General features: G+C 56.6%; 27 protein-coding genes and 2 tRNA genes. 16 read left to right on the forward strand and 13 right to left on the reverse strand.

All coding sequences use genetic code 11. The features are described from left to right. Nucleotides 1–5 precede the first annotated feature (5 nt). Both phnD and BLU89_RS01245 read right to left on the reverse strand, forming a co-directional pair. Entirely contained in the window at nucleotides 6–980 is a 975-nt protein-coding gene (phnD, locus tag BLU89_RS01240) for a phosphate/phosphite/phosphonate ABC transporter substrate-binding protein (RefSeq protein ID WP_074733800.1), read from the reverse strand. Between the two features lie 13 nt (nucleotides 981–993). Next, entirely contained in the window at nucleotides 994–1,848 is an 855-nt protein-coding gene (locus BLU89_RS01245) for a DeoR/GlpR family DNA-binding transcription regulator (RefSeq protein WP_074733802.1), read from the reverse strand. 292 nt (nucleotides 1,849–2,140) lie between these two features. Between BLU89_RS01245 and BLU89_RS01250 the strand changes: the two genes are divergently transcribed. The 4 genes from BLU89_RS01250 to BLU89_RS01265 are packed head-to-tail and all read left to right on the forward strand — an operon-like array spanning nucleotide 2,141 to nucleotide 7,020. After that, entirely contained in the window at nucleotides 2,141–3,166 is a 1,026-nt protein-coding gene (locus BLU89_RS01250; protein ID WP_074736274.1) for an ABC transporter substrate-binding protein, read from the forward strand. Continuing rightward, complete coding sequence (locus BLU89_RS01255; RefSeq protein WP_074733804.1) at nucleotides 3,167–5,380, forward strand: ABC transporter permease; 2,214 nt, start codon at nucleotides 3,167–3,169, stop codon at nucleotides 5,378–5,380. It abuts the gene before it with no gap. A gap of 11 nt (nucleotides 5,381–5,391) precedes the next feature. After that, a complete protein-coding gene (locus BLU89_RS01260) occupies nucleotides 5,392–6,453 on the forward strand; it encodes an ABC transporter ATP-binding protein (protein ID WP_074733806.1) in 1,062 nt (353 codons plus the stop codon). Next, entirely contained in the window at nucleotides 6,454–7,020 is a 567-nt protein-coding gene (locus BLU89_RS01265) for a histidine phosphatase family protein (protein WP_074733808.1), read from the forward strand. A 4-nt stretch (nucleotides 7,021–7,024) separates the two neighbouring features. Here BLU89_RS01265 and BLU89_RS01270 read toward each other — a convergent pair whose 3' ends face one another. Further along, nucleotides 7,025–7,816: an inositol monophosphatase family protein gene (locus BLU89_RS01270; protein WP_074733810.1), complete on the reverse strand. Its 792-nt coding sequence runs from the start codon at nucleotides 7,814–7,816 to the stop codon at nucleotides 7,025–7,027. 137 nt (nucleotides 7,817–7,953) lie between these two features. Then, nucleotides 7,954–9,024: a LacI family DNA-binding transcriptional regulator gene (locus BLU89_RS01275; RefSeq protein ID WP_074733812.1), complete on the reverse strand. Its 1,071-nt coding sequence runs from the start codon at nucleotides 9,022–9,024 to the stop codon at nucleotides 7,954–7,956. Nucleotides 9,025–9,169: 145 nt separating this feature from the next. On the opposite strand from BLU89_RS01275, the gene BLU89_RS01280 reads away from it, so the two are divergent. The 10 genes from BLU89_RS01280 (at nucleotide 9,170) to BLU89_RS01325 (ending at nucleotide 17,614) form a co-directional block, all read left to right on the forward strand. Then, nucleotides 9,170–9,349 (forward strand): hypothetical protein, encoded by a 180-nt coding sequence (locus BLU89_RS01280; protein ID WP_074733814.1) that lies wholly within the window; start codon nucleotides 9,170–9,172, stop codon nucleotides 9,347–9,349. A 32-nt stretch (nucleotides 9,350–9,381) separates the two neighbouring features. Beyond that, the gene (locus BLU89_RS01285; protein WP_074733816.1) at nucleotides 9,382–10,527 is read left to right on the forward strand and encodes a TRAP transporter substrate-binding protein; all 1,146 of its coding nucleotides are present in this window, start codon (nucleotides 9,382–9,384) and stop codon (nucleotides 10,525–10,527) included. Nucleotides 10,528–10,629: 102 nt separating this feature from the next. Continuing rightward, nucleotides 10,630–11,145, forward strand: a complete 516-nt coding sequence (locus tag BLU89_RS01290) for a TRAP transporter small permease (RefSeq protein WP_074733818.1) — start codon at nucleotides 10,630–10,632, stop codon at nucleotides 11,143–11,145. 10 nt (nucleotides 11,146–11,155) lie between these two features. Further along, entirely contained in the window at nucleotides 11,156–12,484 is a 1,329-nt protein-coding gene (locus BLU89_RS01295; protein WP_074733820.1) for a TRAP transporter large permease, read from the forward strand. Between the two features lie 9 nt (nucleotides 12,485–12,493). Further along, nucleotides 12,494–13,801: a histidinol dehydrogenase gene (gene hisD, locus BLU89_RS01300; protein ID WP_074733822.1), complete on the forward strand. Its 1,308-nt coding sequence runs from the start codon at nucleotides 12,494–12,496 to the stop codon at nucleotides 13,799–13,801. Further along, nucleotides 13,794–14,561: an SDR family NAD(P)-dependent oxidoreductase gene (locus BLU89_RS01305; RefSeq protein WP_074733824.1), complete on the forward strand. Its 768-nt coding sequence runs from the start codon at nucleotides 13,794–13,796 to the stop codon at nucleotides 14,559–14,561. Before hisD ends, BLU89_RS01305 begins: the two co-directional genes overlap by 8 nt. After that, nucleotides 14,558–15,538: an alcohol dehydrogenase catalytic domain-containing protein gene (locus BLU89_RS01310; protein ID WP_074733826.1), complete on the forward strand. Its 981-nt coding sequence runs from the start codon at nucleotides 14,558–14,560 to the stop codon at nucleotides 15,536–15,538. Before BLU89_RS01305 ends, BLU89_RS01310 begins: the two co-directional genes overlap by 4 nt. Nucleotides 15,539–15,556: 18 nt before the next feature. Next, a complete protein-coding gene (locus tag BLU89_RS01315) occupies nucleotides 15,557–15,847 on the forward strand; it encodes a UxaA family hydrolase (RefSeq protein WP_074733828.1) in 291 nt (96 codons plus the stop codon). 12 nt (nucleotides 15,848–15,859) lie between these two features. Beyond that, nucleotides 15,860–17,041: a UxaA family hydrolase gene (locus BLU89_RS01320; RefSeq protein WP_074733830.1), complete on the forward strand. Its 1,182-nt coding sequence runs from the start codon at nucleotides 15,860–15,862 to the stop codon at nucleotides 17,039–17,041. A 165-nt stretch (nucleotides 17,042–17,206) separates the two neighbouring features. After that, nucleotides 17,207–17,614, forward strand: a complete 408-nt coding sequence (locus BLU89_RS01325; RefSeq protein WP_074736276.1) for a universal stress protein — start codon at nucleotides 17,207–17,209, stop codon at nucleotides 17,612–17,614. Nucleotides 17,615–17,816: 202 nt separating this feature from the next. On the opposite strand, the gene BLU89_RS01330 is transcribed toward BLU89_RS01325, so the two are convergent. The 6 genes from BLU89_RS01330 to BLU89_RS01355 form a co-directional block, all read right to left on the reverse strand. Further along, nucleotides 17,817–17,891: transfer RNA gene (locus tag BLU89_RS01330), tRNA-Glu, on the reverse strand. 70 nt (nucleotides 17,892–17,961) lie between these two features. Then, nucleotides 17,962–18,036: transfer RNA gene (locus tag BLU89_RS01335), tRNA-Glu, on the reverse strand. Between the two features lie 109 nt (nucleotides 18,037–18,145). Then, complete coding sequence (recJ, locus tag BLU89_RS01340; RefSeq protein WP_074733832.1) at nucleotides 18,146–19,888, reverse strand: single-stranded-DNA-specific exonuclease RecJ; 1,743 nt, start codon at nucleotides 19,886–19,888, stop codon at nucleotides 18,146–18,148. A 92-nt stretch (nucleotides 19,889–19,980) separates the two neighbouring features. After that, nucleotides 19,981–20,964, reverse strand: a complete 984-nt coding sequence (gene glpX / locus BLU89_RS01345; protein ID WP_074733834.1) for a class II fructose-bisphosphatase — start codon at nucleotides 20,962–20,964, stop codon at nucleotides 19,981–19,983. A gap of 71 nt (nucleotides 20,965–21,035) precedes the next feature. After that, nucleotides 21,036–22,322, reverse strand: coding sequence for a homoserine dehydrogenase (locus BLU89_RS01350; RefSeq protein ID WP_074733836.1), 1,287 nt, complete (start codon nucleotides 22,320–22,322; stop codon nucleotides 21,036–21,038). Between the two features lie 128 nt (nucleotides 22,323–22,450). Further along, nucleotides 22,451–22,699, reverse strand: a complete 249-nt coding sequence (locus BLU89_RS01355; protein ID WP_074733838.1) for a hypothetical protein — start codon at nucleotides 22,697–22,699, stop codon at nucleotides 22,451–22,453. A 100-nt stretch (nucleotides 22,700–22,799) separates the two neighbouring features. Here BLU89_RS01355 and BLU89_RS01360 point away from each other — a divergent pair, with 100 nt between their 5' ends. Continuing rightward, nucleotides 22,800–23,387 carry a TetR/AcrR family transcriptional regulator gene (locus tag BLU89_RS01360; protein WP_074733840.1) on the forward strand — a complete coding sequence of 196 codons (588 nt, stop codon included), beginning with the start codon at nucleotides 22,800–22,802 and terminating at the stop codon, nucleotides 23,385–23,387. A 7-nt stretch (nucleotides 23,388–23,394) separates the two neighbouring features. On the opposite strand, the gene BLU89_RS01365 is transcribed toward BLU89_RS01360, so the two are convergent. Beyond that, nucleotides 23,395–24,306, reverse strand: a complete 912-nt coding sequence (locus BLU89_RS01365; protein WP_074733842.1) for a pirin family protein — start codon at nucleotides 24,304–24,306, stop codon at nucleotides 23,395–23,397. Nucleotides 24,307–24,466: 160 nt separating this feature from the next. Here BLU89_RS01365 and BLU89_RS01370 point away from each other — a divergent pair, with 160 nt between their 5' ends. Continuing rightward, nucleotides 24,467–24,937, forward strand: a complete 471-nt coding sequence (locus BLU89_RS01370) for a hypothetical protein (protein ID WP_074736278.1) — start codon at nucleotides 24,467–24,469, stop codon at nucleotides 24,935–24,937. Between the two features lies 1 nt (nucleotide 24,938). Here the strand turns inward: BLU89_RS01370 and BLU89_RS01375 are convergent, their stop codons facing one another. Continuing rightward, complete coding sequence (locus BLU89_RS01375) at nucleotides 24,939–25,454, reverse strand: hypothetical protein (protein WP_245709631.1); 516 nt, start codon at nucleotides 25,452–25,454, stop codon at nucleotides 24,939–24,941. 64 nt (nucleotides 25,455–25,518) lie between these two features. Then, nucleotides 25,519–26,028 carry a hypothetical protein gene (locus BLU89_RS01380; protein WP_245709632.1) on the reverse strand — a complete coding sequence of 170 codons (510 nt, stop codon included), beginning with the start codon at nucleotides 26,026–26,028 and terminating at the stop codon, nucleotides 25,519–25,521. Between the last annotated feature and the right edge of the window lie 48 nt (nucleotides 26,029–26,076).

A 26,076-nucleotide genomic window follows, 5' to 3' on the forward strand; every position in this document is an offset into this window, starting at 1 on the left:
ATGGATTATTGGCAAGCGTAGGAAACGCCGTTGGCTGCGTCGATCTTTCGGATCACATCCCAGAATTCCTGATATGTCATCTCAAGGAACTGACCTTCATTCGACTTCGAGAACTCGGCCTCAAGCGTTGTGCCATCCCAATCGAAGCTGAAGAATGCATTGCGGATCTTTTCCTCCAACTCGGGCTTCAGGTTGTAAACCGTGCCAAAGCCAGTGGTCGGGAAAGTCTGCGACTTGTAGATTGTGATTACATCGTCTTCGTTGATCACATCGCGCAGGATCATTCGTGACTTGACCGAGTTTGCGATCGAGGCCGCCAGGTAGTCCTTGTTGGCCACACCCAGGATCGAATTGTCGTGCTTGCCGGAATAGACAGGTTCGAAATCGCGCTCAGGCAGCAGATCAAAGTCGCTTTTTAGAATGGCCGACGGTGCTTTGAAACCCGAATTTGAGGTGGGCGAGGTAAAGGCCAGTTGCTTGCCTTTGATGTCTTCGACTTTTTCGATACCCGAATCCGGATAGGTGATGATCTCCATCTCATACCCGAAGTTGCCATCTTTTGAGGCCATGATCGTGAAGGGGCGGAACCCGGCGCAGTTCACCGCCAGAGGGTTCGAACCGGTGTTGAAACCCGCGATGTGCAAGCGTCCCGAACGCATCGCCTCGATCTGGGCGGCGTTATTTTGAACCGGGAAAAAGACAACATCCTTGCCGGTTTCGGCTTTCAGATGCTCAAGAAAATCCGACCATGCGGTTTTGTAAACGGCGGGGTCTTCGACCGGTGTATAGGCGAAGATCAACGTATCTGGGTCGATCTGTTCGGAAGGATCGGTGGGGATATCCGCGATCAGATCGCCGTCGGCGTCACAAAACCGCGCGTCCAGATCACCGCGCGGACAATCCTGTGCAGATGCTGTTCCGGACAGCGACATAAGGGCGATCGCAGAAGCCCTGATCAATGGTTTGATGTCGAATTTCATTTCTTCCTCCCAGTCATGCGTGGCTCAATTGTCCACGGTTTGTCATTCTTTGTAGTGGTTGCTCAGCGACAAGGATTTCGACCCCGGCGCTTTTGATGGCACTCAATAAATCTCCCGTTGGTTCGGTGTCGGTTATGATGGAATCGAGCCGGTCAAGGTCGCCGATATGCGTCAAATCTTTCCGGCCGAACTTCTCTGAATCAATCAAAAGATGCCGTGTCTCGGCGCGTGCCAGCATCATGCGCTTTACGGCCGCAAAACCGCGCACTGTTTCCGACGGCCCTTCCTCCGAGAAACCAGAGGAACCAATCATGCAGCAATCCACATTAAAGCGGGACAGAAACTCTAGTGTTTCGGTCCCGATGGTTGCGGATTCCGCTGCCAGATACTCGCCCGGGCACAAAATAACCTCGGCAGGCGTGTGGCCAAGGGTCATGGCCACAGGGACCGAGTTAGTTATGACCGTGCAAATGGTGCCCCGATAAGCCAGCATTCGCGCCATCTCAATCGTGGTTGACCCGGAATCGATCATTACTGTCTCGCCTTCCTGGATCAGGTCGGCTGCGCTCTTGCCAATCTTTTCACGCTCTTCAAGACGGGCATTGGTACGTTCGTCCAAGGTTGGATAACGCCCCTGCGTCGGGGCGGACGCGCCGCCATGCGCGCGAGAAATCAGGCCATCATGGGACAGGGCGTCAAAATCCCGGCGAACCGTTTCTGCAGATACGTTGAAACGATGCGCCAGTTCGCTGATCCGGACGTGAGGGCGAAGCTTCAACTCCAACAGAATCTCACGGCGGCGGTCGGATTTCTTCACCCGACCCTGACCCTTTTTGGCTTTCATACCGCGTTTTTCCGTCTTGGACATTTGGCAATCCGACTCGGCTACAGTTTCACTTTTGTGGCCTTTCGGGCGTTTTGCAACAATTTCTGTTGCAAAACCCTCGATTCATTGTGAGAGTTCAAAGAACTCCACCTGTTTCAAGGCGCGGAATACGAAAAGTACCAGCGTAGCTTTTTCGGAAAATCGGCCAGATGAACCTCATTGTGGGAAGATGGGCGGATATGGCGTTTACGGCCTGTTTGGCGCCGTGGCATTGAAAAAGCGTGTACAAGAACCGGGAAACCCGGTCGTAGTGAACCTGAAGGGAGAGAAGACAATGAAGAAATTGACAACCACAGCATTGGGATCGCTTATCGCCCTGGCCGCATCAGTGTCAGCAGCACAGGCTGATAAGCTGACGCTGTATTGCTCGGCGCAGGAGGACTGGTGTCAGCTGATGGCGCGCAGTTTTGAGGACGCAACCGGTATTGACGTCAATATGACTCGAAAGTCTTCGGGTGAAACTTTTGCCCAGATACGCGCGGAAAGCTCGAACCCAAAGGGTGACGTCTGGTGGGGCGGTACCGGTGATCCGCATCTGCAGGCCGCAGAAGAAGGGCTGACGATGGAATACGTCTCGCCGATGCGCGACCAGCTTCATGACTGGGCGATCTCGCAGGCTGAAAGTGCCGGTAACAGAACGATCGGTATCTATTCCGGTGCGCTTGGCTACGGCTACAACGCCGATTTGCTTGCAGCAAATAACCTGCCCGAGCCTGCCTGCTGGAAGGACCTTCTGAAGCCCGAATACAAGGGTCATGTTCAGATGGCGAACCCAAATTCGTCAGGCACAGCGTACACCACTCTTGCCTCAATGGTGCAGATTTTTGGCGAAGACGAAGGCTTTGATTTCATGAAAGGCCTGCATTCCAACATCAACCAGTACACCAAATCTGGATCGGCGCCGATCAAAGCTGCGGGGCGCGGCGAAAACACCATCGGCATCGTCTTCATGCATGACGCAGTAAAGCAAGCTGTGTCGGGTTTCCCGATCAAGGTCGTCGCGCCGTGCGAGGGGACCGGATACGAGATTGGTTCGATGTCGATCATCGAAGGCGCGCGCAACGAAGAAGAAGCCAAGAAGTTCTATGACTGGGCTTTGTCGCCCGAAGCACAGAACCTTGCCCTAGAGGTCAACGCCTTTCAGGTGCCATCCAACACAGGTGCCGAGACATCAGAAAGCGCCCCGGACATGAGTCAGATCAAGCTGATCGACTATGACTTCAAGAAATACGGCTCGTCGGATGAGCGCAAGCGCCTGCTGCAGAAATGGGACGAAGAAGTTTCGGTGCTGCCGCAGTAAATGACTGAGAAGACGACAAAAACGACCCATCCGGTTCTGATCTTCTGGATCATCGCCGGGTGGGTCGGATTCTGCCTGCTGCCATGGTACATGGTAGAAGGCGGCCTGTGGTCGTTCGAGTGGCTGTTGAATGGCTATCCGTTCGACGAAGACTACGCTCCTGCAGCCTTTCTGATCGGGCAGGGGGAAAAGCTGTGGCTTGCACCGCTTCTTATTGCACTACTGCTGCCGCTTTTGGTTTTAAAGCGCTCCAAATCCGATCCACTCTATGCGCGCATCTTGGTCCTGTCTGGGGCGCTCGGGTTTGGTTGGTTGATCGCACAAGGGTTCAGCATCGGAATTCGAGGTTACAACTTCGACTGGCTTGAAACCCTGTTCGGGGATCTTGATGATCGGCAATTCGGAATGGGTTACGGCGCGATGATCTGCGCGTCGAGCTTTCTGTTTCTTCTGACCCAAGGTGTCGCTGCGCGCGGAGCCATAAATGGAGACGTGTTCGTGGTCAGCGCTATCGGCGGCGTGATCACCATCGTCACCGCTTTTGTCTTCTTCCCCATCGCGAAAATGCTGTTCGCGGCCTTTGTGACAGAAGAGGGTGCATACTCCATTGCGGTGTTTTTCTCGAAATTCTTTGACGACCGTCTGTGGGGTCTTGGATGTTTCTGGGGTGCGCGGTGCGGGGCGGCTTGGAATTCACTATTCCTCGCTATTTTGGTTGGCTTCATCACCACGGTGCTTGGCCTGTGCTTTGCGCTGGTCGTGACCCGCTCGGGTTTTCGCTACAAACGCGCATTACGCGCCCTGACAGTTTTACCGATCATCACGCCACCATTTGTCATCGGGCTTGCTTTGATCCTGCTGTTTGGTCTTTCCGGTTCGGTCACGCAGTTCTTCGCTGAGCTATTTGGCACCCAGCCCACGCGCTGGCTTTATGGAATGCCGGGTGTTCTGATCGCACAAACGCTTGCCTTCACGCCTATCGCGTTCCTTGTGCTGATCGGAGTCGTGGAAGGGGTTTCTCCTTCGATGGAAGAAGCTGCCCAGACGTTGCGTGCCAACAGATGGCAGACGTTCAAAACCGTATCTCTACCGCTGATGCGCCCCGGCCTTGCCAATGCGTTTCTTCTGGGATTCATCGAAAGCATGGCAGATTTTGGCAATCCGCTTGTGCTGGGTGGTAATTTCGATGTGCTGTCGACCGAGATATTCTTTGCGATCGTTGGCGCACAGTATGATCAAGGTCGCGCTGCTGTGCTGGCCATGGTGCTGCTGTTCTTCACACTTTCAGCCTTTTACGCTCAGCGTGCCTGGCTTGGCAAAAAGAGCTACACCACAGTCACTGGCAAAGGCGACGCAGGTGTTCATCCGTTGATGCCATCGGGCCTTTCTATCCCGGTGCTGACTGTCGCCCTTGGTTGGGCCGTGTTTACCATCATCGTTTATGCCATGATCATTTACGGCAGCGTGGTTGAGCTGTGGGGCGTCAACAATTCTTTGACCTTCAAACACTACGTCACTGCTTTCTCGGTTCGCTTCGAAGCAGAAGGCATCCGCTGGACGGGCGCTGCCTGGGACAGTTTCTGGACAACCATCACAATCGCCGCCATCGCCGCACCGCTGACAGCTGCCGTTGGGCTTGTGACAGCCTATCTTCTGACCCGGCAGAGTTTTGCTGGCAAAGACGCCTTTGAGTTTGGAACCATGCTGTCCTTTGCCATCCCCGGCACCGTGATTGGCGTAAGCTACATCCTGGCCTTTAATGTGCCTCCGATCGAGATCACGGGTACGGGTGTCATCCTTGTTGTCAGCTTCATCTTCCGCAATATGCCGGTAGGTGTCCGCGCCGGAATCGCCAGCATGTCACAACTGGATCGCAGTCTTGACGAATCCTCGCTGACGCTTGGTGCAAACTCCTGGCAGACATTCCGGCGGATCATCTTGCCACTTTTGCGCCCGGCGATCCTTGCGGCACTTGTCTACAGCTTTGTGCGGGCCATGACCGCGATTTCGGCGGTGATCTTTCTGGTCAGCGCAGAATATGACATGGCGACCAGCTATATCATCGGGCGGGTCGAGAATAACGACTATGGTCTCGCCATTGCCTATTCCACCACACTGATCTTTGTGATGCTGTCTGTGGTTGCATTGATGCAGCTGATCGTTGGTCGAACCAAGATCGGGCGGCGCATGACGCAGTCGCGGACCAATGTTTAGGAGAGTTTGACATGAGCCTGCAGTCCAAAGCCGCGCCGGTTCGATTCGAGTCCGTCACAAAAATGTTCGGTAAGGATGTGGTTGCCGTCGACAACATCGACCTGCATGTCGACGCGGGAAAGCTGGTAACGCTGTTGGGCCCTTCGGGTTGCGGCAAGACGACAACCCTGAGGATGATCGCAGGGCTTGAAATGGCGACTTCGGGTAAGATCACCATCGGAGATCGAGACGTAACCAAGCTACCTGCCACGGACCGGGACGTGTCGATGGTGTTCCAATCCTACGCGCTGTTTCCGCATATGAGCGTGCTTGAGAATGTAAAGTATGGCCTGACTTTCTCGGGCTTCGGCAAGGACGAGGCCCGCAGTCGCGCGTTACATGGTCTGGACCTGGTTGGACTCAAGGGGTTTGACAACCGCCTGCCGTCCGAATTGTCCGGTGGTCAGCAACAGCGCGTCGCTGTCGCGCGTGCGCTGGTGCTGGAGCCACAGGTTTTGTTGTTCGATGAGCCGCTGTCTAATCTTGACGCGAAACTGCGCCGTCAGGTGCGCGAGGATATCAGAGCCATCCAACAGGACCTTGGACTGACGGTCGTCTACGTAACGCACGATCAGGAAGAAGCATTGGCGGTTTCGGACGAGATCGTCGTGATGAGGAATGCGGCAATCGCTCAGATCGGTACACCGCGCCAGTTATACGATGCCCCGAATGATCGCTTTGTCGCGGATTTTATTGGTGAGGCGAACCTGCTGGCCTGTCAGATCACTTCTGTCGATGGAGAAATGGCTTCAATCGAGATTGAGGGCTACCGCCACACGTTGTCATCTCGTGGTATGTCCGAGGGGCCCGCAACAGTCGCTATCCGTCCTTCGCGTCTGGTGATCGGCATCGAACAGGGCATCGTCGCAACTGTTGCCAAGGCAACCTATGTCGGTGTTCGTATGGAGTACACTCTGACTGGGGCCTTCGGTCAGGTTTTCGCAGTGCATGATGATGTGGATGCGCCGCTTGAGCCTGGCACCGAGGTCCAGATGGGTTTTGCCGAGAAGGGCCCCGTCCTTTTGCCCGAGTAGATGCAGAAGCTTCTGATCATCTCCCATCCCGAGGTCGCCATCACCCCCGACGTCCCTGTAACAGATTGGGGTCTTAGTGAGATTGGCCGCCGCCGCGCTGCTGCTTTTGCGACTGGCGAAATCTTATCGAAGGTCACACAAATCTGGACCAGCACTGAGCAAAAGGCCCGCGATACGGCTGAGATTCTTGCGGCGCCCCGAAACCTGCCGGTAAATCAAAACGCCGCCCTTGGAGAAAATAACCGCAGCGCCACCGGTTTTTTGCCGCGTGACGCGTTTGAGGCTGCCGCTGATGCATTCTTTGCCCACCCCGATATCAGCTTTCATGGTTGGGAAACGGCGGTCGAGGCGCAGCAACGCATTCACCGGGCAACGATCTCAATTATCGAGATACACGATGGCAATGACCTTGCCATTGTCACGCATGGGGCTGTCGGCACACTGCTGTGGTGCGCCCTATCGGGGTATCCTATCGATCGAAAATATGATCAGCCCTCGCAAGGCCACTATTGGCAGGCCGATCTCAAGTCGCATAAACCGCTTACCGGGTGGTGTTCGCTTGATTAGCCGCTCAGGTTTTCCACGCGCTCTCAGCAATTTCGTGTAGGGTATCAAACACATCCGGTGTCCCTGCGATCACCCGACCGCCGTTACGGATCATGGCGTCGGCATCCTGATCCTCGATCCTGCCGCCTGCTTCTGCGATCATCAACTGGCCGGCCAAACAGTCCCATGCGTTCATATGCTCTTCGATATAGCCCAGCAGCCGACCCGCAGCCACATAAGCCAATGACAGAGCGCCGCTGGCATTTCTGTGAAACATCGCTCCGTGTTCAATCAGGTCGGCCACAATCGGCACCACGTGGCGGGATTCGATCCGGTTCGAATACCCCACGGCGACCGTTCCCTGCTGCAACGCCACACCCGAAGCGACCCTCATCGGAACATGGTTCAGAGTTGCGCCGCCACCAAGCGTGGCCACATAGGTCTCATCAACATTTGGATCATGGATCACTCCGACCGTTGTCTTGCCTTGCGTGACCCCCGCCAGAACGATGGTCCAAGCCGGAATGCCATTGACGAAATTTGTCGTGCCATCAATCGGGTCGATCACCCAGTCAAAACCACTCTGACCAGCGGTTTCACCGTGTTCTTCCCCAAACACGCCATCGTCGGGCCAGTCTTGTGAGATCCTTTGACGAATGAATGTTTCCACATTTCGGTCCGCTTCGCTGACCCAATCCTGCGCGCCTTTCTGATCAACGATCAAAGCGCTTCGATCCGCAAAGTACTTTAGGGCGATTGCACCGGCATCTTGGCAGACCGTGATTGCAAATTCCCTACGTTCTGAGAGGCGATCCATTGGTGCTCCATTTCTGAAATGTCGAATATCGGGAACTTTGAGGGCTGTGCGAGGGAATGGCAAACACCAAGTTTCGGGTTTGCAGCCTGGAAACGATGCTTCGCATTCTGAAGGTTCCGCATTCTATTGGAATTCGATCAGGCGTTGCGCAATGGAACCGGCCCGAGCGAGCCACGCCATGTGATGGTGACCTGCAATTCCAGGCTCTCTGCCGGGGCGTCGCCATATTCGCCGTTGCGCATCGCGATCAGCAATCGCGCGGCGTGAATACCCATTTTTCTGTGCGGGACATGAACGGTTGTCAGCCCCGGAGAGACAATCTGTGCAATTTCGATATCGTCGAATCCGGTGATTGAAATGTCGTCCGGAACGCGCAACCCCAGTTCGCGTGCGCGCGATATCGCACCTGCGGCCAGTACATCATTGCCGCACAAAACGGCGGTTGGCCTGTTGCCGGAGCTCACCAGAGTCTGAAAGGCCTCGGCACCATTGGAAATCGAGTAGGGTGTTTCGATAATAGGCAAATCTGTGGGCCTCAGACCGAATTGGATCAGCGCGTCGGCTACGCCCTGACACCTTTCCCGGGCGCGGTCATTTCCCTCTCGTGGTGCGGATATGACGGCAAGATCGCGATGTCCCAGCTTGAGGACCTCAAGGGCCAGGGTCTTCATGGCGTTACGATTGTCGAAACCGATTGATGTTCTGGGTACGTCATGCGCGATCGACCACGCGATCACGTGCGGAATGCCTTTGCTTTCCAACAGATCGTAGCTTTTGGGTGTGCGGTCATGACCGATCAGCAACAGCGCATCGGCACCACGTGCTATCAGGGCGTGGACCTGTTTTTCTTCAAGTTGCGGGCTGTAGGACGAGCTGGAGACAAGCAAGGTGATGCCGTTCTGCTCAAGCTCTTCCTGAAACGCCTGAAGACCGCGTGCGAAGATGGCGTTCTCCATGGTCGGAATGATGGCCCCAAACGTGTCCGTGCGCTTGGCCGCCAGGGCGCGCGCACCAAAATTAGGTGCATATCCCAGCTGGTTAACCGCTTCGAGAACTTGCTTGCGTGTGGCTTCGCTGACCCGTGCCGGGGCGTTCAGGCATCGCGAAACGGTTGCTGTGGAAACGCCGGCCTTTTGGGCGACATCTTCCAGTGTAGGGGACGAATTCGCGCGCCCGGTTCGTTGTCTTCGAAGTTTTTCTTCGGGCATCGATCAGGTCCATTGATTCTGAGGCCGTGACTGTCCGCAGTATTCAAACATTTAGCAAACAGTTTCCAAAGGTACAAATGTAAGCGCTTGCATGAGAAAATGTAAGCGCTTACATTTCATCCCGAATCAACGAAAAGGGGACGGGATGTATCTGATCACCGCAGTGGCTCTGTTCGCAGTCTTTGTCGTCAATGTGGCTTTGGGCGCGCTTTCCAGCTCTCCCTTTCTTGGTGACGTCGGCGAGATGCTGGTGCTGTTCGCAGCATCGATCTTTTTCGTTGTGGCTGTTCTTCGACGCGAGGAGGCGTCGAAAAACTCGGAATAATCAAAAAAATCGTGACGTGTAGGGAGGAAAACATGGACCGTGAAAGACTAGGATTGGCTTCGGAAGAACGACGCAATTTTCTGAGGCTGGCCGGTACAGGCAGTTTCACCGCGGCAGTTGTCGCTGGGGCCGGTGGGCTACTTTGGTCAAGTGAGGCTGCAGCGCAGACCGCCAAGGAAGAAAAAGAACGCGAAGCAGCAGCAGATCATGTGATGACGCTCGCCACTGCATACGTACTTGGTGCGTCGCGCAGCTATCCGATAATGCAGCTTGATCTGAAAGAGAACATTCAGAACGCGACCAACGGCAAAGTCTACGTAAAACTTGCACCCGGAGGCCAGCTTGGGGCAGGCGGTGCGCTGGCGCAGGCGGTGCAGACAGGCACGATCCAATGCGCTCAGCACTCGCTGTCGAACTTTGCGCCTTATGCCAGTGCTGTTGATCTGATCAACATGCCCTATTTCTGTGGTTCGAACCAAAGGTTTACCAACCTTGTCGGCTCGGACGCGTGGAAGTCGGAAGTACATCCCAAGATCGAGTCATCAGGATTCAAAGCGCTGTTCTATGTGGTCATCGACCCGCGCGTCGTGGCAGTGCGCAAGGGAGGAAACAAGGTCATCACCCCAGGCGATCTGGACGGTGTGAAATTCCGCGTTCCAGGCTCGAAGATGCTGCAGCAATACTATCGCATGGTTGGCGCGAACCCGACGCCGGTTGCCTGGGGCGAGACCCCTTCAGCGATCAAGCAAGGTGTTGCGGATGCGCTTGATCCTTCGGTTGGGGCGCTGTTTGTCTTTGGCTTCAAGGACATTCTCAGCCATGTAACCTTCACGCAGGCGGTGCCGGACAGCCAAGTATATTCGATGAACCTCGAGTGGTTCAATTCGCTGCCCGCTGACGTGCAAGAAGGGATCGAATGGGCTGGTGAAATGACCACCGATCAGAACCTCGCCAAGGTGCCTTCTGCGCGGACCTATGCGATGTCCGAGCTGAGTAAAGCAGGTGTTGAATTCCACAGCCTGAGCGATGATCAACTCGGTGAGTGGAAGGCCGCAGGTGGTTATCAGCTGCCCGATTGGGACGAGTTCAAGGTCGAGCTTGCAGGGTCGATGGATAATTTCACCAAGCTTGAAGAGGCTGCCGGTACCATGGGCCGCCACTACGTTCACGACGCGTAAACCAAACACCGATGGGCGGCGCAGGTGCTGCCGCCCACACATCCCTTTCTTGGGGAACGCACCGCCGGGCGTGAATTCGCCGCAGGCCAACGGGAGAGTTACATGTCGGGGATAATTCGACTTCTCGACCAGAATGCGGAACGCTGGCTTCTGCTTGTGTTCTACACAATGCTGGTTGCGACCATGTTCATCGAAGTGCTGCGGCGCGAATTGCTGGCTTATTCTTCGATCTGGGGTGAGGAAATAGTCCGATACTCATTCATTTATCTGGCATGGATCGGCGCTGCCGCAGCCGTGCGTGAGCGTGGTCATATCCGCATTGATGTCATCATGCAGTACATCGGCTGGCGCGCAAAAGCGGTGCTCTACATCTTTGGCGATATTGTCATGTTTGCTGTGGCCATCGTTGCCTTCTACTGGTCGCTTGAAACGGTGCTGGTATCCGGCAAGTTCGGATCGGTGACTCATGGCCTGCGGATCAGTCAGGTCTGGTTCCTGTCCGCCGTGCCCATCGGGTTCGGGCTGGTCATTGTCAGGCTGATCCAGTCTTTCCTACGCGATATCAACGATCTTCGTAACGGCCGCCCCGTCTACGAAGGCGACAAACTGTTCGATTGAGGAGGCACCGATGCTCTGGAATCAACTCAATCAAACGGTCGAACTTGGCTGGGATTTCTACGGCCCGGTTCTGATCTTTATCGTTCTCATCGCTTTGGCGGTACCTGTCTGGGCCGCTATCGGGGCATCGGCAATCGCAATGCTGCTGCTGTCAGGCGCGCTTCCGCTGTCGCTGGTTGGTGAAAGTCTGTTTCACGGTATCGACCACTTTGCCCTGACGGCTGTTCCATTGTTCATCCTGACCGGGGACGTATTGGTGCGCACGGGGCTGAGCCGAAAGTTCCTTGACGTGGCCGAAGCGCTAACTCAGTTCGCCAAAGGGGGCTTCGGTTCGGCAACCGTCCTTGTATGCGGTATGTTTGCCGCGATCTCAGGCTCGGACGCGGCGGGTGCGGCGGCGGTGGGTCGGATGACGATCAACCGACTGGTCGAGTCCGGTTACCCGCGTCCCTATGCCTGTGCATTGGTGGCGGCAGGTGCCTGTACCGGAATCCTGATCCCGCCCTCGATCGCCTATATCATTATCGGCCTTGTTCTGGGTATTTCCGCATCGACCCTGTTCCTTGCAGCCGTAATTCCCGGTGTCGCAATACTGTTGTCGATCCTGGCCACCAATATCATCATGAACCGGCTCTATGGCTGGGAAGGTGGCGGCAATATCAGCATGGGCGATTATTTTTCGCGGCTGGGGACGGCTCTCAAATCCGGATGGTACGCCTTCATTGTACCCGGGATCATCTTTTACGGTATCTTCTCAGGTCGCTTGACTCCGACAGAAGCGGGTGCAACCGCTGTTGTCGTTACCATCGCCATGGGTTTCATCCTAGGGACCCTGCGACTGAGCGATTTCCCGTCGATGCTGGTCAGTTCGGCCAAGGTAAATGGGGTTATCCTGCCGATCATCGCATTCTCGCTGCCATTGGCGCAAGCGCTGGCGATCCTGGGCGTGCCGCAAGGGTTTGTAGCTGCAGCAACATCGGTTAGCGAAGAGCCTTGGGTTCTTATCCTGATGATGATCTTGATCCTGATCGCGTCGGGCTGCGTCATGGAGACCACGCCGAACATCGTAATCCTGGCGCCGATCCTGAAGCCGCTGGCCGACAATATCGGCATGAACGAAATTCAGTTCTGCATCATGATGATCACCGCGCTGGGTGTCGGCTTCATCACGCCACCACTTGGGTTGAACCTGTTCGTCGTGTCAGGGTTAACGGGCGAATCCATCCTCAAGATCGCGTATCGCGCCATACCCTTCGTGCTGTTCATGCTGATCGTGACGCTGTTCATCGCGTACCTGCCGACGATTTCAACCGTCTTTCTTCCTGACATTTACAAGTAGGTCTGAAACATGCCGAGAGAATACCTTAAGAAAGCAACGCTTACCTCAAACAGCGATGCCTCGGAAACCAAAAAGATCGTTCGGGAAATCCTTGATGATATCGAGGCGGGCGGGGACGCCAAGGCGTTGGAATACGCAGCCAAATTCGATCAGTATGACGGCGAGATCATTCTGTCACCTGAAGCTATACAAGCGGCTGCAGCGCAGGTGCCCGACAAACTTCGACGCGATATTCAGTTCGCACATGACAACGTTCGACGCTTTGCCGAGGCCCAGCTGAACACCGTCGCGGATTTTGAGATTGAGGTCGTGCCGGGCCTGATCGCTGGCCAAAAGGCGATCCCTGTGTCGGGGGCTGGATGTTATGTGCCGGGCGGGCGCTACAGCCATATCGCCAGCGCGATCATGACAGTCACAACGGCCAAGGTCGCCGGGTGCAAGAACATCGTTGCCTGTTCACCGCCACGGCCCGGCGTTGGTGTCGCACCCGCGATCATTTATGCCGCGCATGTCTGCGGAGCCGACAAGATCCTTGCCATGGGTGGGGTGCAGGGGGTCGCTGCGATGACCTTTGGCCTGTTCGGGCTGCCTAAGGCCAACATTCTTGTTGGTCCCGGCAATCAGTTCGTGGCCGAGGCCAAACGGATGTTGTTCGGACGTGTCGGCATCGACATGATCGCGGGCCCAACCGATAGCCTGATCCTTGCTGACGCAAGCGCCGATCCGATGATCGTTGCGACCGACCTCGTGGGACAGGCCGAGCACGGATACAACTCACCCGTCTGGCTGGTGACGGATGATCGCGCATTGGCCAATGAGGTAATGCGCCTTGTGCCGCTGCTGATAGACGATCTGCCAGAGGTCAATCGCGACAACGCCTCCGCCGCCTGGCGCGACTATGCCGAGGTGATCCTATGCGCTGATCGCGACGATATGGCAGCCTGTTCTGACGATTATGCGCCTGAGCATCTGACCGTACAGGCCGATGATCTTGAATGGTGGTTGGATCGCCTGTCATGTTACGGGTCATTATTCCTGGGCGAGGAAACCACGGTCGCATTTGGCGACAAAGCCTCGGGAACGAACCATGTGCTGCCGACGTCAGGTGCCGCCAGCTATACCGGTGGCCTGAGCGTGCACAAATACATGAAAATCGTGACCTGGCAGCGCGCCACGCGCGAAGGGGCGAAACCGGTTGCCGAGGCAACCGCCCGCATCGCCCGGTTGGAGGGTATGGAAGGCCACGCCCGCACCGCCGACATTCGATTGCAAAAGTACTTTCCCGGCGAAAATTTTGACCTGTCTGCCGATGGATAACCTTCCGCCATCAGCCTTGTTTGGTGTCGAAGGGCGGGTGGCCTGTGTCACCGGCGCCAGTTCAGGTCTCGGCCGCCGTGCAGCAGAAGTTCTGGCGCGCGCGGGGGCATCGGTCGTTGCCGTTGCCCGACGATCCGACAGGCTTGATGCGCTGTGCTCTGATGTAGATGGAAATCTCAGCGCGGTTCAGGGGGATGTGGCGGTTCGGGATGGGATGGATGATCTTGTCCATCGGATCACTGCCGCGTTCGGCCCGCCTGAAATCTTGATTCATGCCGCAGGTCTGAACACCAGAGAACAGGCAGATGTCGTCTCTGCCGAAGGGTGGGATGCCACCATCGCAGTGAACCTGACTGCTCCGTTCTTTCTAAGCCAGAAACTGGTGCCGGAGATGCAGCGAAAGGGATGGGGGCGGATCGTGAATTTCGCGTCCTTGCAATCCTATCGCGCCTTTCCCGGTGGCATCTCTTATGGTGCCAGCAAAGGCGGTGTGACCCAGTTGACCCGTGCGATGGCGCAGGCTTGGTCGAGCAGCGGTATCAACACCAATGCACTTGCACCGGGGTTTTTCGAAACAGAACTGACCGCTGCAGTATTTGCCGACGCAGAACGTGCAACGCGTAACGCAGCACAAACCTGTATCGGCAGAAATGGGGAACCCGCTGACCTCGACGGCCCACTGCTGTTCTTGTGTTCCGATGCGTCACGATACGTGACCGGGCAAGTACTGATGTTGGACGGGGGGTACACGGCGAAATGAAGGCGCTGGTTTACGACGGGCCTGAAACGGTTGACTACAGGGATGTCCGCGAACCGGTGCCTGCGCTGAACGAACAGCTTGTTCGGGTGTGTGCGGCGGGCATATGCGGCTCGGACATGCACGCCTATCTTGGCCATGACGATCGGCGGCCGGCGCCTCTTATCCTGGGGCACGAAGCGGCTGGCGTAATCGTTGGAGGAGCGCGCGATGGCGAGCGTGTGACCATCAACCCACTGGTTAGCTGTGGTGAATGCACCGCCTGCAAGGCGGGCCGCGAGAATCTGTGCCCGAAGCGACAGATCATTTCGATGCCGCCGCGCGAGGGTGCGTTTGCGCAGTTTGTTGCGATGCCTGAAAGCAACCTGATAACGGTGCCGGACGCGTTTCCCTTGTCCAAAGCAGCGCTTGCTGAACCGCTCGCAGTCAGTTGGCATTCTGCGCGATTGGGGCTTGAGGCGCTGCACAGGTCGCTGGAAAGGCGCGCTTTGGTCATTGGCGGCGGAGCAATTGGACTTGCCGCGGCTCTGGCGCTGAAAGCGATGGGATTTGAGGCCGTATCGATTTTGGAGCCGAACCCGGCGCGGCGCGACTTTTTGAATGGCAGTTGCGGGGTAAAGGCCATTGATCAAAGTGCAGAGGCTGCTCCGCTTGTCGTGGATGCGGTTGGTTATGCGGCGACCCGTGCCCTAGCCTCGGACCTGGTTTGTCCCGGTGGAGCGATTGTTCACATAGGTCTGGGGGAAGACACCGGGGGCCTGGATATCCGTCGGATGACCCTGCAGGAAATCACATTTACGGGCACCTACACCTATACCTCAGCAGATTTTGGCGACACGACCGCCGCCATGTTCGATGGCCGCCTCGGTCCTCTCGACTGGACCGAAACCCGACCGCTTTCCGAAGGCGCCTCGGCTTTTCACGAGATCAAATCCGGTTTGGTTGCCGCACCGAAAACACTTCTCATACCCAATGACTGATCTTCAAGGAGAAACCCAATGACAGAAATTCCGCACCTTCTTGTGCACGAACACAACGACAATGTTGGCGTGGTCGTGGTTGAGGGGCTGACCGCAGGCACGGACATGTTGTGTTGCATCACGCATGACAATTCCACGTTCCGCCTGACCTCGGGCGATGATGTTCCGATCGGCCACAAGATCGCTCTTACCGATCTCAATTCCGGCGACACTGCAACGAAGTATGGCGAGGATATCGGCAAGATCATCGCTGATATCCCGAAGGGCGCCCACGTCCACACCCACAATTGCAAAACCAAACGCTGGTAAGGAGCGCATAAGATGGCATCGAAATATTCCAACATGACTGTCAAAGCGTACCGACGGGAAAACGGCCGGGTCGGCGTGCGTAATCACGTGGTGGTACTGCCGGTTGACGACATCTCGAATGCGGCGTGTGAGGCTGTGGCAAACAATGTCAAAGGCTCGATGGCGCTGCCACACGCCTATGGACGATTGCAATTTGGTGAGGATCTGGATCTGCATTTCCGTACCATGATCGGCACTGGCGCCAATCCGAATGTCGCGGCTGTTGTGGTGATCGGGATCGAACCCGGCTGGACCAAACGCATTGCCGATGGCATCCGCGAGACGGGCAAGCCGGTGGCCGAATTCTCGATTGAGCAAAATGGAGACTTTGAAACCATCCGGGCGGCCAGTTGGAAGGCCAAGGAGTTCGTGCACTGGGCTACCGAATTGCAGCGGGAAGAGTGCAATGTTTCCGAGCTTTGGGTCTCGACCAAGTGCGGAGAAAGTGACACGACAACCGGGCTGGGATCGTGCCCAACTGTCGGCAACATGTATGACAAATTGCTTCCCGAGGGCATTACAGGCTTTTTCGGCGAAACCTCTGAAATCACAGGGGCCGAGCATATCTGCCAGAAACGTGCTGTAAACGCAGAGGTTGGTGAGCGCTGGTACAAGATGTGGAAGGCCTATCAGGATGACGTGATCTTCGCGCATCAGACAGATGATCTATCCGACAGTCAGCCGACCAAAGGCAACATCGAAGGCGGCCTCACCACGATTGAGGAGAAGGCGCTGGGGAACCTGGAAAAGATTGGCCGTACTTCACAGTACATTGATATACTTGAACCGGCGGAAGCACCACAATCCGGAAACGGCTTGTACTTCATGGATTCGTCTTCGGCCGCAGCTGAGTGTGTTACGCTGATGGCGGCTGGGGGTGCGGTCATCCACACCTTCCCAACCGGTCAGGGCAATGTGGTCGGCAATCCGATTGTACCGGTTATCAAGATCACGGCCAATCCGCGTACTGTGCGTACCATGAGCGAGCATATCGATGTCGACGTTTCAGGCATCTTGCGCCGAGAGATGACAATAGACGTGGCTGGCGACGCGCTGATCGAAATGATCTGCCGCACTGCCAATGGCCGAAACACCGCAGCCGAGGCGCTTGGCCATCGCGAATTCTCGATGACCAAGCTGTATCGCAGCGCATAGCGGATCAGCAGGGCACTTGTCTTTTGGCGCCCGGCAGGTGCCCTGTGAAGAGACGAAATAAACGCAGCTTTCAAAGCGGCCAACACCGGGCCAGTGGTGCCGTGAAATCATCTGTCAGACCGGGCGATGCACGCCGCGGCAGATTTGAACAGCAAGGAACAGAACATGCCAGAACATATCCTTATCCCTGTTGCTCTGGATCACGAGAATCTGGCCCGGCGAAAGCTCGACGTTGCGCGGCGGTTGCTGGATGACGGAGGGCGGATCACCCTGTTGACCGTACTCGAAGAGATCCCGGGTTTCGTCGCCGAGTTCGTGACCGTCAAAGAAGCCAACAACCTCAGCGAAAACGTAAGGTCCAGGCTTCGCGAGATAGCTGCAGACGCAGAGGATATCGGGATTGACGTTATCTCGGGAAAAGCCGGTGTCAGAATCCCGGAATATGCAAGCAAAGTGGGCGTCGATCTGATCATCGTCGGGTCACAAAAGCCAGGGGCAACCGGCTATTTCCTGGGCTCGACCGCGTCGCGTATCGTGCGCCGAGCGGAATGTGCTGTTTATGTACACAGATAGCGCGCGGCCAATTCAAGCGACTCGATAAAATCTGATAGGATCTTCTTTGTCTTGTTTGAATTCGGCGTGATCAACATCTTTAGACCGGTTTGCACCGGAGCGAACCACAATCCGACATCCAGACCTAACGTTGCACCTGGTATCACGTTCTACGCTTTGTTGCGTAGAGCGACCATTGAGGCGGGTGAGGTTTTCGGAAAAATGGTAGCCCGTAGGGGAATCGAACCCCTCTTTCCAGGTTGAAAACCTGGCGTCCTAACCGATAGACGAACGGGCCACATTGGCCAACCAGCGAAATCCCTAGATTAGCTATGCTAACCTATTGAGAATTATAAGTAAAACCAAGTTGGTAGCCCGTAGGGGAATCGAACCCCTCTTTCCAGGTTGAAAACCTGGCGTCCTAACCGATAGACGAACGGGCCACGCTGGCTTGTGGGGGGCCTTTTACGGTTTACCATGCACCCCCGCAAGACGTAAAACGCAGCGCTATGAAAGTTTTTTGAGCCTTTCGATGTGAAGTAGAAACCGGGTTCAATTAGCCTCGGCTACATCCTCCAGCCGAAGTTGTACGCTTTGCCGTCCGCCCCATGAATTGACCTCGAGCCGCCCGGCGAAGTGGAACCGGGCGCCGCCGTGATTTAACAGGCGATCCCCCAACGGGCCGTCAAATGCACCGAAGGCGATAGCGTCCAGCCCCCCGGACATACCGTCCGACAGGGACAGCTTCAGATGCGTCTCACCCACACGTTTGGCAAATCGCACCTGCAGATCGGGCAGGGCATAGCGCGGGGCAGGGGCGCCGGCCCCAAAGGGACCTGCCTTTTCGATCTGTTCGATCAGATCGACGGTTGCGGCCGCCGGCATCAGCGTTCCGTCCAGTTTAAGGTCAGCAGGGCCGCTTTGCCCCGCACCTTGTTTGGCCAGCAGGTCCGACAGGCGCGCCATTGCGGGCTCCAACTGATCGCGCATTACCGTCAGGCCAGCTGCCATCTTGTGCCCCCCGCCCTTGGTCAACAGCCCCTCGGATGCAAGCCGCTGGATCGATGCACCCAGATCAACGCCCGAGACCGAACGGCCCGAGCCCTTGCCCTCATCCCCGTCAAATCCGATTACGATGGCAGGCCGATTTGCAGTCTCTTTCAGCCGCGATGCGACGATGCCCACTACGCCGGGATGCCAGCCGTCGGCAGCAGCCCAAACCAGCGGTGCATCCAGCCCGCGCTCTTCCGCCTGCGCCATAGCTGCCGCGCGCACGGCGTTCTCGATCTCACGCCGCTCCGAGTTCAGGGCATCCAATCGCTCGGACAGAGCTTCAGCTTCAGAGGCCGAGTCGGTGCTCAGCAACCGCGCGCCTAGATCGGCCTGCCCAATCCGCCCACCAGCATTTACGCGCGGCCCCAACAGAAACCCCAGATGATAGCTGTTAGGGGCAGTATCCATCCGCGCCACATCAGACAACGCAACCAACCCCGGCCTCTGCCGTTGGGCCATCACCTTCAGGCCCTGCCGAACCAGTGCCCGGTTGGCCTCGACCAGAGGTGCGACATCCGCCACTGTGGCCAATGCCACCAGATCCAGCATCGCCATCAGATCCGGTCCGTTGGCGCCTGCGATGCGCAATTGACGACCCGCCTCGACCAGCATCAGAAATACGACTGCAGCGGCACAGAGATAGCCCAGATCGCCGCTTTCATCCTGCCGGTTCGGGTTCACCACAGCGATACAATCAGGCAGGGTTTCCCCACCCAAATGGTGATCCAGTACGATCACGTCCGCACCCTTCGCCGCTGCGATGGGCTCGTGGCTGAGCGTTCCGCAATCGACGCAGATGATCAGGTCATGACGGGCTGCCAAATCCTGCATCGCAGGCACATTCGGCCCATAGCCCTCGTCGATCCGGTCTGGCACATACAATGTTGCGGCAAGCCCCATCTGACGCAGCCACACCAGCAACAGCGCCGCTGAACTGCCTCCGTCCACATCATAATCTGCAAACACCGCGATCCTGTCCCGCTTGCGCACGGCTTCCAGTAATCGTGCGGCGGCGACCTCCATGTCCTTCATCGAACGCGGATCGGGCAGCAGCTCTTTCAACTTTGGTTCAAGAAATCCACGCGCCTCCATGACGGGTACACCGCGTCGCGCCAGCACCTGACAAACAGCGCGCGGCAGGTCGGTCTGTTGCGCCATCATCTCAGACGAACGCTCGACCTCGACCCCCGGCCCAACCCAACGCCGCCCCGTCAAAGATTGCTCTATACCCAGAAACGCCACATCTCACCTCATGCACCAAGGCCGGACCCCTTCGGACCCGGCCTCTTCATCATTTTTGAAACTACTCTCGCCGAAGGCGATGGCGCAAGCGGTTAAGCCTCGTCATGCGGCCACGTTGGTGTGCGATAGGACATCCGCCGCACCGATCCAGTTTTCGAGCGCATCAAAAGTGTCGTTGTCTCTACCCAGCCCGGCTCTCGCTTGATGCGCGGCAGCAGAGATCCGCCGGTCACGCCTGTGGCTGCAAAGATCACATCCGCCGTCACCATCTCGTCACGCGTATAGACGCGATTGAGATCGGTGATGCCTGCCTTGGCGGCGCGGCCCCGTTCATCGTCATTTCGAAACAACAGACGGCCAAAAATCTGACCACCCATGCATTTCAACGCGGCTGCGGCCAGAACACCCTCGGGCGCGCCGCCTTGGCCCATATACATATCGATGCCTGTGACTTCACTCTCGGCACAATGCATGACGCCGGCCACGTCGCCATCAGTAATCAGACGGATCGAGGCGCCGGTATCGCGGACCTCGGTAATCATCGCCTCATGGCGGGGACGTTCCAGGATGCAGACGGTGATATCTGCGGGCTGACAGCCTTTGGCCTTGGCCAACGCTTCGACACGTTCGCGGGGGCTCATGTCCAGATTGACGACACCTTCGGGGAAACCCGGTCCAACGGCCAGCTTGTCCATGTAAACGTCGGGCGCGTGCAGCATCGAGCCGCGCGGGCCCATGGCGATCACGGTCAGGGCGTTTGGCATGTCCTTGGCGGTCAGGGTCGTACCTTCCAGCGGGTCCAGCGCAATATCCACGCCGGGGCCGTTGCCTGTGCCAACTTCTTCACCGATATAAAGCATCGGTGCTTCGTCGCGTTCGCCTTCACCGATGACAACAACACCCGCGATATCCAACAGGTTCAGCTGCTCGCGCATGGCATTCACGGCAGCTTGGTCAGCGGCTTTTTCATCACCCCGGCCAACCAGCGAGGCGGATGCCAGTGCGGCCTGCTCTGCGACCCGCGCAAGCCCCAGAGACAGCAGGCGGTCGTTGAAATCGATCTTGGCAGCATTCATCTTCGGTAATCCTTTGGTCAGCTAAGACGTTCTATCCGGCATAGCCTGCGCGCAGCACAGGTCGCAAGGGGTCAGACCTGCTCGATGCGCAGCGCGACGGGTTCTCCGGCTACTACATTGGTGGCACGCAGACCGTCCAACGCGTGATTCAGCGTCGTGCGCGTGGTTTTGTGGGTCACGATCAGTACAGGCGCTGTGCTTTCTGAATGCCCATATTGACGCATCCGATCGATCGAGACTCCGGCATCGCCCAGAATAGCGGCAACCTTGGCCAGTGCACCTGGTTTGTCCTGCAATCCAAGCCGCAGGTAATAGGGTGCAGGCAGGCCGGTAACGGCAGGTGCAGCCTCTTGCAGAGTCGCGGCGGGACGACCAAAGGTCGGTATGTTCAGACCACGCGCCAGATCGCAGACATCACCCATTACCGCGCTGGCGGTTGGCCCTTCGCCTGCACCGGGGCCGCGAAGAACAATCTGTTCAACGGCATCGCCGTCCAACACAACCATGTTAGTTCCGCCTTCCAATTGGCCCAACGGAGAATCGCTTGGCACCAGGCAAGGCTGCATCCGTTGTTCCAATCCGCGCGCGGTGCGTTGCGCAACGCCTAGCAGTTTGATCCGATAGCCCATGTCGTGGGCCTGATGGATGTCATCAAGGCTGATCTGCTGAATGCCTTCAATCTCGATCCCGTCGAAATTCGGTTTTGTGCCAAACGCAATAGATGACAGCAGGGCCAATTTATGTGCCGCGTCGATGCCTCCGACGTCAAGGTTGGGGTCGGCTTCGAGATAGCCAAGCTGCGCGCATTCCTCGAACAGGGCGTTGTAACCCAGCTCTTGCGACTGCATCCGTGTCAGAATGTAGTTACAGGTGCCGTTCATTACCCCCATGACGCGGGTCACCTCGTTGCCAGCCAGCCCCTCGGTCAGAGATTTGATCACCGGGATGCCCCCTGCAACGGCTGCCTCGAACCGAATGACACGACCTGCGGCTTCGGCCTGTTCCGCCAGTTCCTGACCATGGATGGCCAGCAGCGCCTTGTTGGCGGTGACCACATCCTTGCCGTGCGCGAGTGCTGCCTCGACCGAAGCTCTTGCAGGGCCGTCTTCACCGCCCATCAGCTCGACATAAACGTCGATATCATCGCGTTTGGCCAAGGCAACAGGATCGGTCTCCCATGCGTAATCCGACAAGTTCACGCCGCGATCCTTGTTGGCATCGCGGGCCGAAACAGCGGTGATTTCAATGGGGCGTCCTGTGCGGGCCTGCAAAAGATCGGCATGACGGCGCACGATTTTAACCACGCCCACGCCAACGGTTCCCAATCCGGCAATTCCAAGCCTCAGCGCCTGTGTCATTCCCTTGGGTCCTTTCTGCTCGCAATACCGCCTGCGAAGGCGAAGTGTTCTTTGCGGGCTGCCTTAGCGGGTTCAGGGCAGGGGCGCAATCCGTCTAATCTTTCCGAACCTTCGGTTCGGTCGAAATCCTATTCAATCTCGACATTCTGCAGCGCCTCGGCCTTCTTCGCCAGCGCTTCGCTGCGCGCTATCAGATCCTCTTCAACTTCCGCCGCCTCGCTGATCGGGTCAGCAGGAGGGCCAAGCGCCGGATCCAGGTCAATTAACTCGGGGTAGGGCGCCTTGTGCAAGGCAGCGGTTTCTCTGCCCTCCAGTTCGGGGATATTGGTGCAGCCTGCGGCGGCCAGCAGAAAGAGTATCGGCGGCAAAAGCTTCATCGCGGACCTTCGGGTTGCAGCGTGTGTCCCGTGATGCACTTTTTGCTGGGTTGGTTCAAGCGGGCTTCTATCTGAACGCCTGTTCATATACGGTGACGACATGGCGCGTACACAAGGTTCTCATTCCGATATTACCGGCCCCCGCATTCGAGAGGCGGCACTGGGGTTATTTGCCCGTCACGGCTATGCGGCGGTATCGATGCGACAAATCGCGGGTGAGGTGGGGGTGCAGGCTGGGGCGCTCTACAACTACACGCCTGACAAGCAGAGCCTGCTGTTTCGTCTGATGCAGGATCATATGCAAGATCTGCTGACCACATACGGCGATCTGGATGGGTTCGACGATCCGCAGGAAGCGCTCCGACAGTTTGTCGGGTTTCACATCCGCTTTCACCTGCAACGCCCTGACGAGGTGTTCATCGCCTATATGGAACTGCGCAATCTGACGCCTGAAAACTTCACCGAAATTGAGGCCCTACGTCGCCGTTACGAGGATTCGCTGGAGGCTGTTCTGTGCAATGGTCAGAACACGGGTCAATTCTCGGTTTCGGATACAAAGATTGCCACTTTGGCGGTTATCGCCATGCTGAACGGCGTAATCACCTGGTACCGCAGTGGCGGGCGTTTGTCGCTGGACGAGGTAGAACAAGTTTATTGGGACATGGTGCGCAAGGCCGTTACCGCCTGACCGGCCCCTAATGGGCCGGGCGGATGAATGTGCCGTTGCGTAGTTCCCGAAAGGCTTGCTGCAATTCGGCCTGCGTGTTCATCACGATCGGACCGTGCCAGGCGACGGGCTCGTCGATCGGAGCGCCGGAAATTAGAAGAAACCGCACCCCCTCGGGCCCGGCCTGAACGGTGATCTCGTCCCCTGTGCCGAACCGGATAAGCGTCCGATCGCCGGACATGTCACGGATGTTGACCTCTTGTCCCGCGACTTCTTTTTCCAAAAGAACACCGATAGGGCGTGACGCATCCGCAAAGGCTGCCTCACCCGCAAAGATATAGGCGAATGCCCGGCGGTAGGTGTCGATGGAAAAAGTCTTTTTAACCCCCGCTGGTATGCTGATATCCAGATACTGCGGGTCTGCGGCAATGCCATCAACAGGACCGGTGCGCCCCCAAAAGGTGCCAACGATCACACGGACCGTTGTGCCGTCATCATCGGTAACCTCAGGGATATCCGCGCTTTGGACATCCTGATAGCGCGGAGCGGACATCTTCTGGCCGGATGGCAGATTGCCCCACAACTGGAACCCGTGCATCTGACCGCCGGTCGAACCTTTGGGCATTTCCTGATGCAGGATGCCTGACCCGGCCGTCATCCACTGAACATCACCGGCCCCCAGCGTACCGCTATTGCCAAGCGAGTCACTGTGTTCCACCGATCCGGACAGCACATATGTGATTGTCTCAATGCCACGATGCGGGTGCCATGGAAAACCAGCCATATAGTCCTGCGGGTTATCGTTTCTGAAATCGTCGAACAGCAGGAACGGGTCCAGCTCGGATGGGTCCTGAAACCCGAACGCGCGGTGCAGCCTGACGCCCGCACCTTCCATTGTCGGAACAGCCTTGCGAGACTCGAGAGTTGGCCTGAGTGACATAGCAGTCTCCTGAACGTTTGACCGCAATTTATGCCTTGTGTGTTTGTGATCAATTCGCGCAGGAACACGTCATCTGTGCAACCACGCTCAGGTGTGTGACATGGGTGTTGTTTTTTACACACCAAACCAGCTAGAGCAGGCGGGTAATCAGGAGGGTGACATGCAAGAAGAAGTCCTGGCCTCTATCGAGGCCTCATCCGCGCGCCGCTGGACCGGAGTGGGGATGCTGGCCACTGTCGGAGTGCTGGTGATCTACGTCGCACTGGCGTCGCCCCCGGAACTTGGCTGGCAAGTGTTTCTGTTTGTTGTCGGCATTGGGGCATTCTGGCTGTCGTATCATATGTGGCATTCAACGCAGGACAGGATCGAGCTTACCCAATCCGAATTGCGCACCAGTTCAGGACAGGTGATTTGCAAAATAGAAGAAGTCGAGACCGTTGATCGGGGCGTTTTCGCGTTCAAACCATCGAACGGTTTTATCATCAAAACCCATACACCGCGATCTTTCGACTGGTTTCCCGGCCTTTGGTGGCGCGTCGGTCGCCGCATCGGAATCGGCGGCATGACTGCTGCCGCCGAGACCAAATTCATGTCAGAGATATTGTCCGTTATGCTTGCCGAGAGGGGTTAAGTCACACGACGCAGGATGGATCATTGTTAGCGATGTTGTCGAATACCCGTGGATGCGTGAACACAAGATTGTTCATTTCAAACTCGGCGAATTCGAATGCGATGTAAAACGGTGGCCGATAGGTATTCCTGGTCTCAATCACGATCATTGATCCATTGTCAGGCATGGCGGGCAACCGAGGCTTGATGTCATCAATCTCTGCGTTTGACCATTTTGGTAAGCCTGTACCGCGAACGCACGACCACAGCACATTGTGGACATCGTTTTCCCCATCATACGTCAGGTAGGTCATTCGCAATGTCACTGGTGAGCGCGTTTCAACCATGGCTTCCAAAAGATCATACATGGTGTTGACATAGGTGGCGTTTACATTGCCGTCTTCACGCGAAACCACATCGGCAACCGCATAAGCACCTTTAATATTTCGAGAGCTTTGCCGATAGGCGTCATAGTAGGTATATGATGCGAGCATCGACCAGTATAGCAATGGCAATATCAACATCGCTTCGACCGACATGATGCCGTCTTCCCGACGCCGGAACCGACGAACAAATTTTGTGACCAAGCCTTTGCTTGAATACCTAGTTCGTGGCACTGGTTGTGTCCTCCGTTGATGTAGAGGATCCATCCCCAGTGGCTGTATTGGATGATCCTCCGAAAGGCTCATGAACAAATACTGAGATTGCGTGCAGTTCCCATTGCCCGTCATTATCCTGCTTGACCAGATCGTTCATCATGGAAAAACCAAAAGCAGGTGACACTTCAAGACAGGCACGGATAATCATCAGTTCATTCGATGTTCCCAGTTCAAACACAACGTCTTCGGCTTTTCTGATCGTGGCGGGGGTGTCGACACAAAACGGGGTAGGGTCCAGTGTATTCCCGACGCGCGGGTCAATGGATTTCATTTCGAGTGCAAGATGTTGGGAGCATTCGGAAATAAGCGCGCGTTCACATATCATTTTTTTCAGTAGAGCGTGATCCCACTTGTCTTCTCCGGCGGGCAGACGGTTCAGTCGAACTTCTCTGATCGTCATGTCCAACGAGCGTTCAAGATCGGCGTGGTGAAAGGACTGCAATCCCAGGTCCATGCCAGAATATCCGACATAAAAGAAAAGAGGGAACCAGAATAGAAATTC

Source organism: Ruegeria halocynthiae, from assembly GCF_900106805.1.
Lineage (GTDB): Bacteria > Pseudomonadota > Alphaproteobacteria > Rhodobacterales > Rhodobacteraceae > Ruegeria > Ruegeria halocynthiae.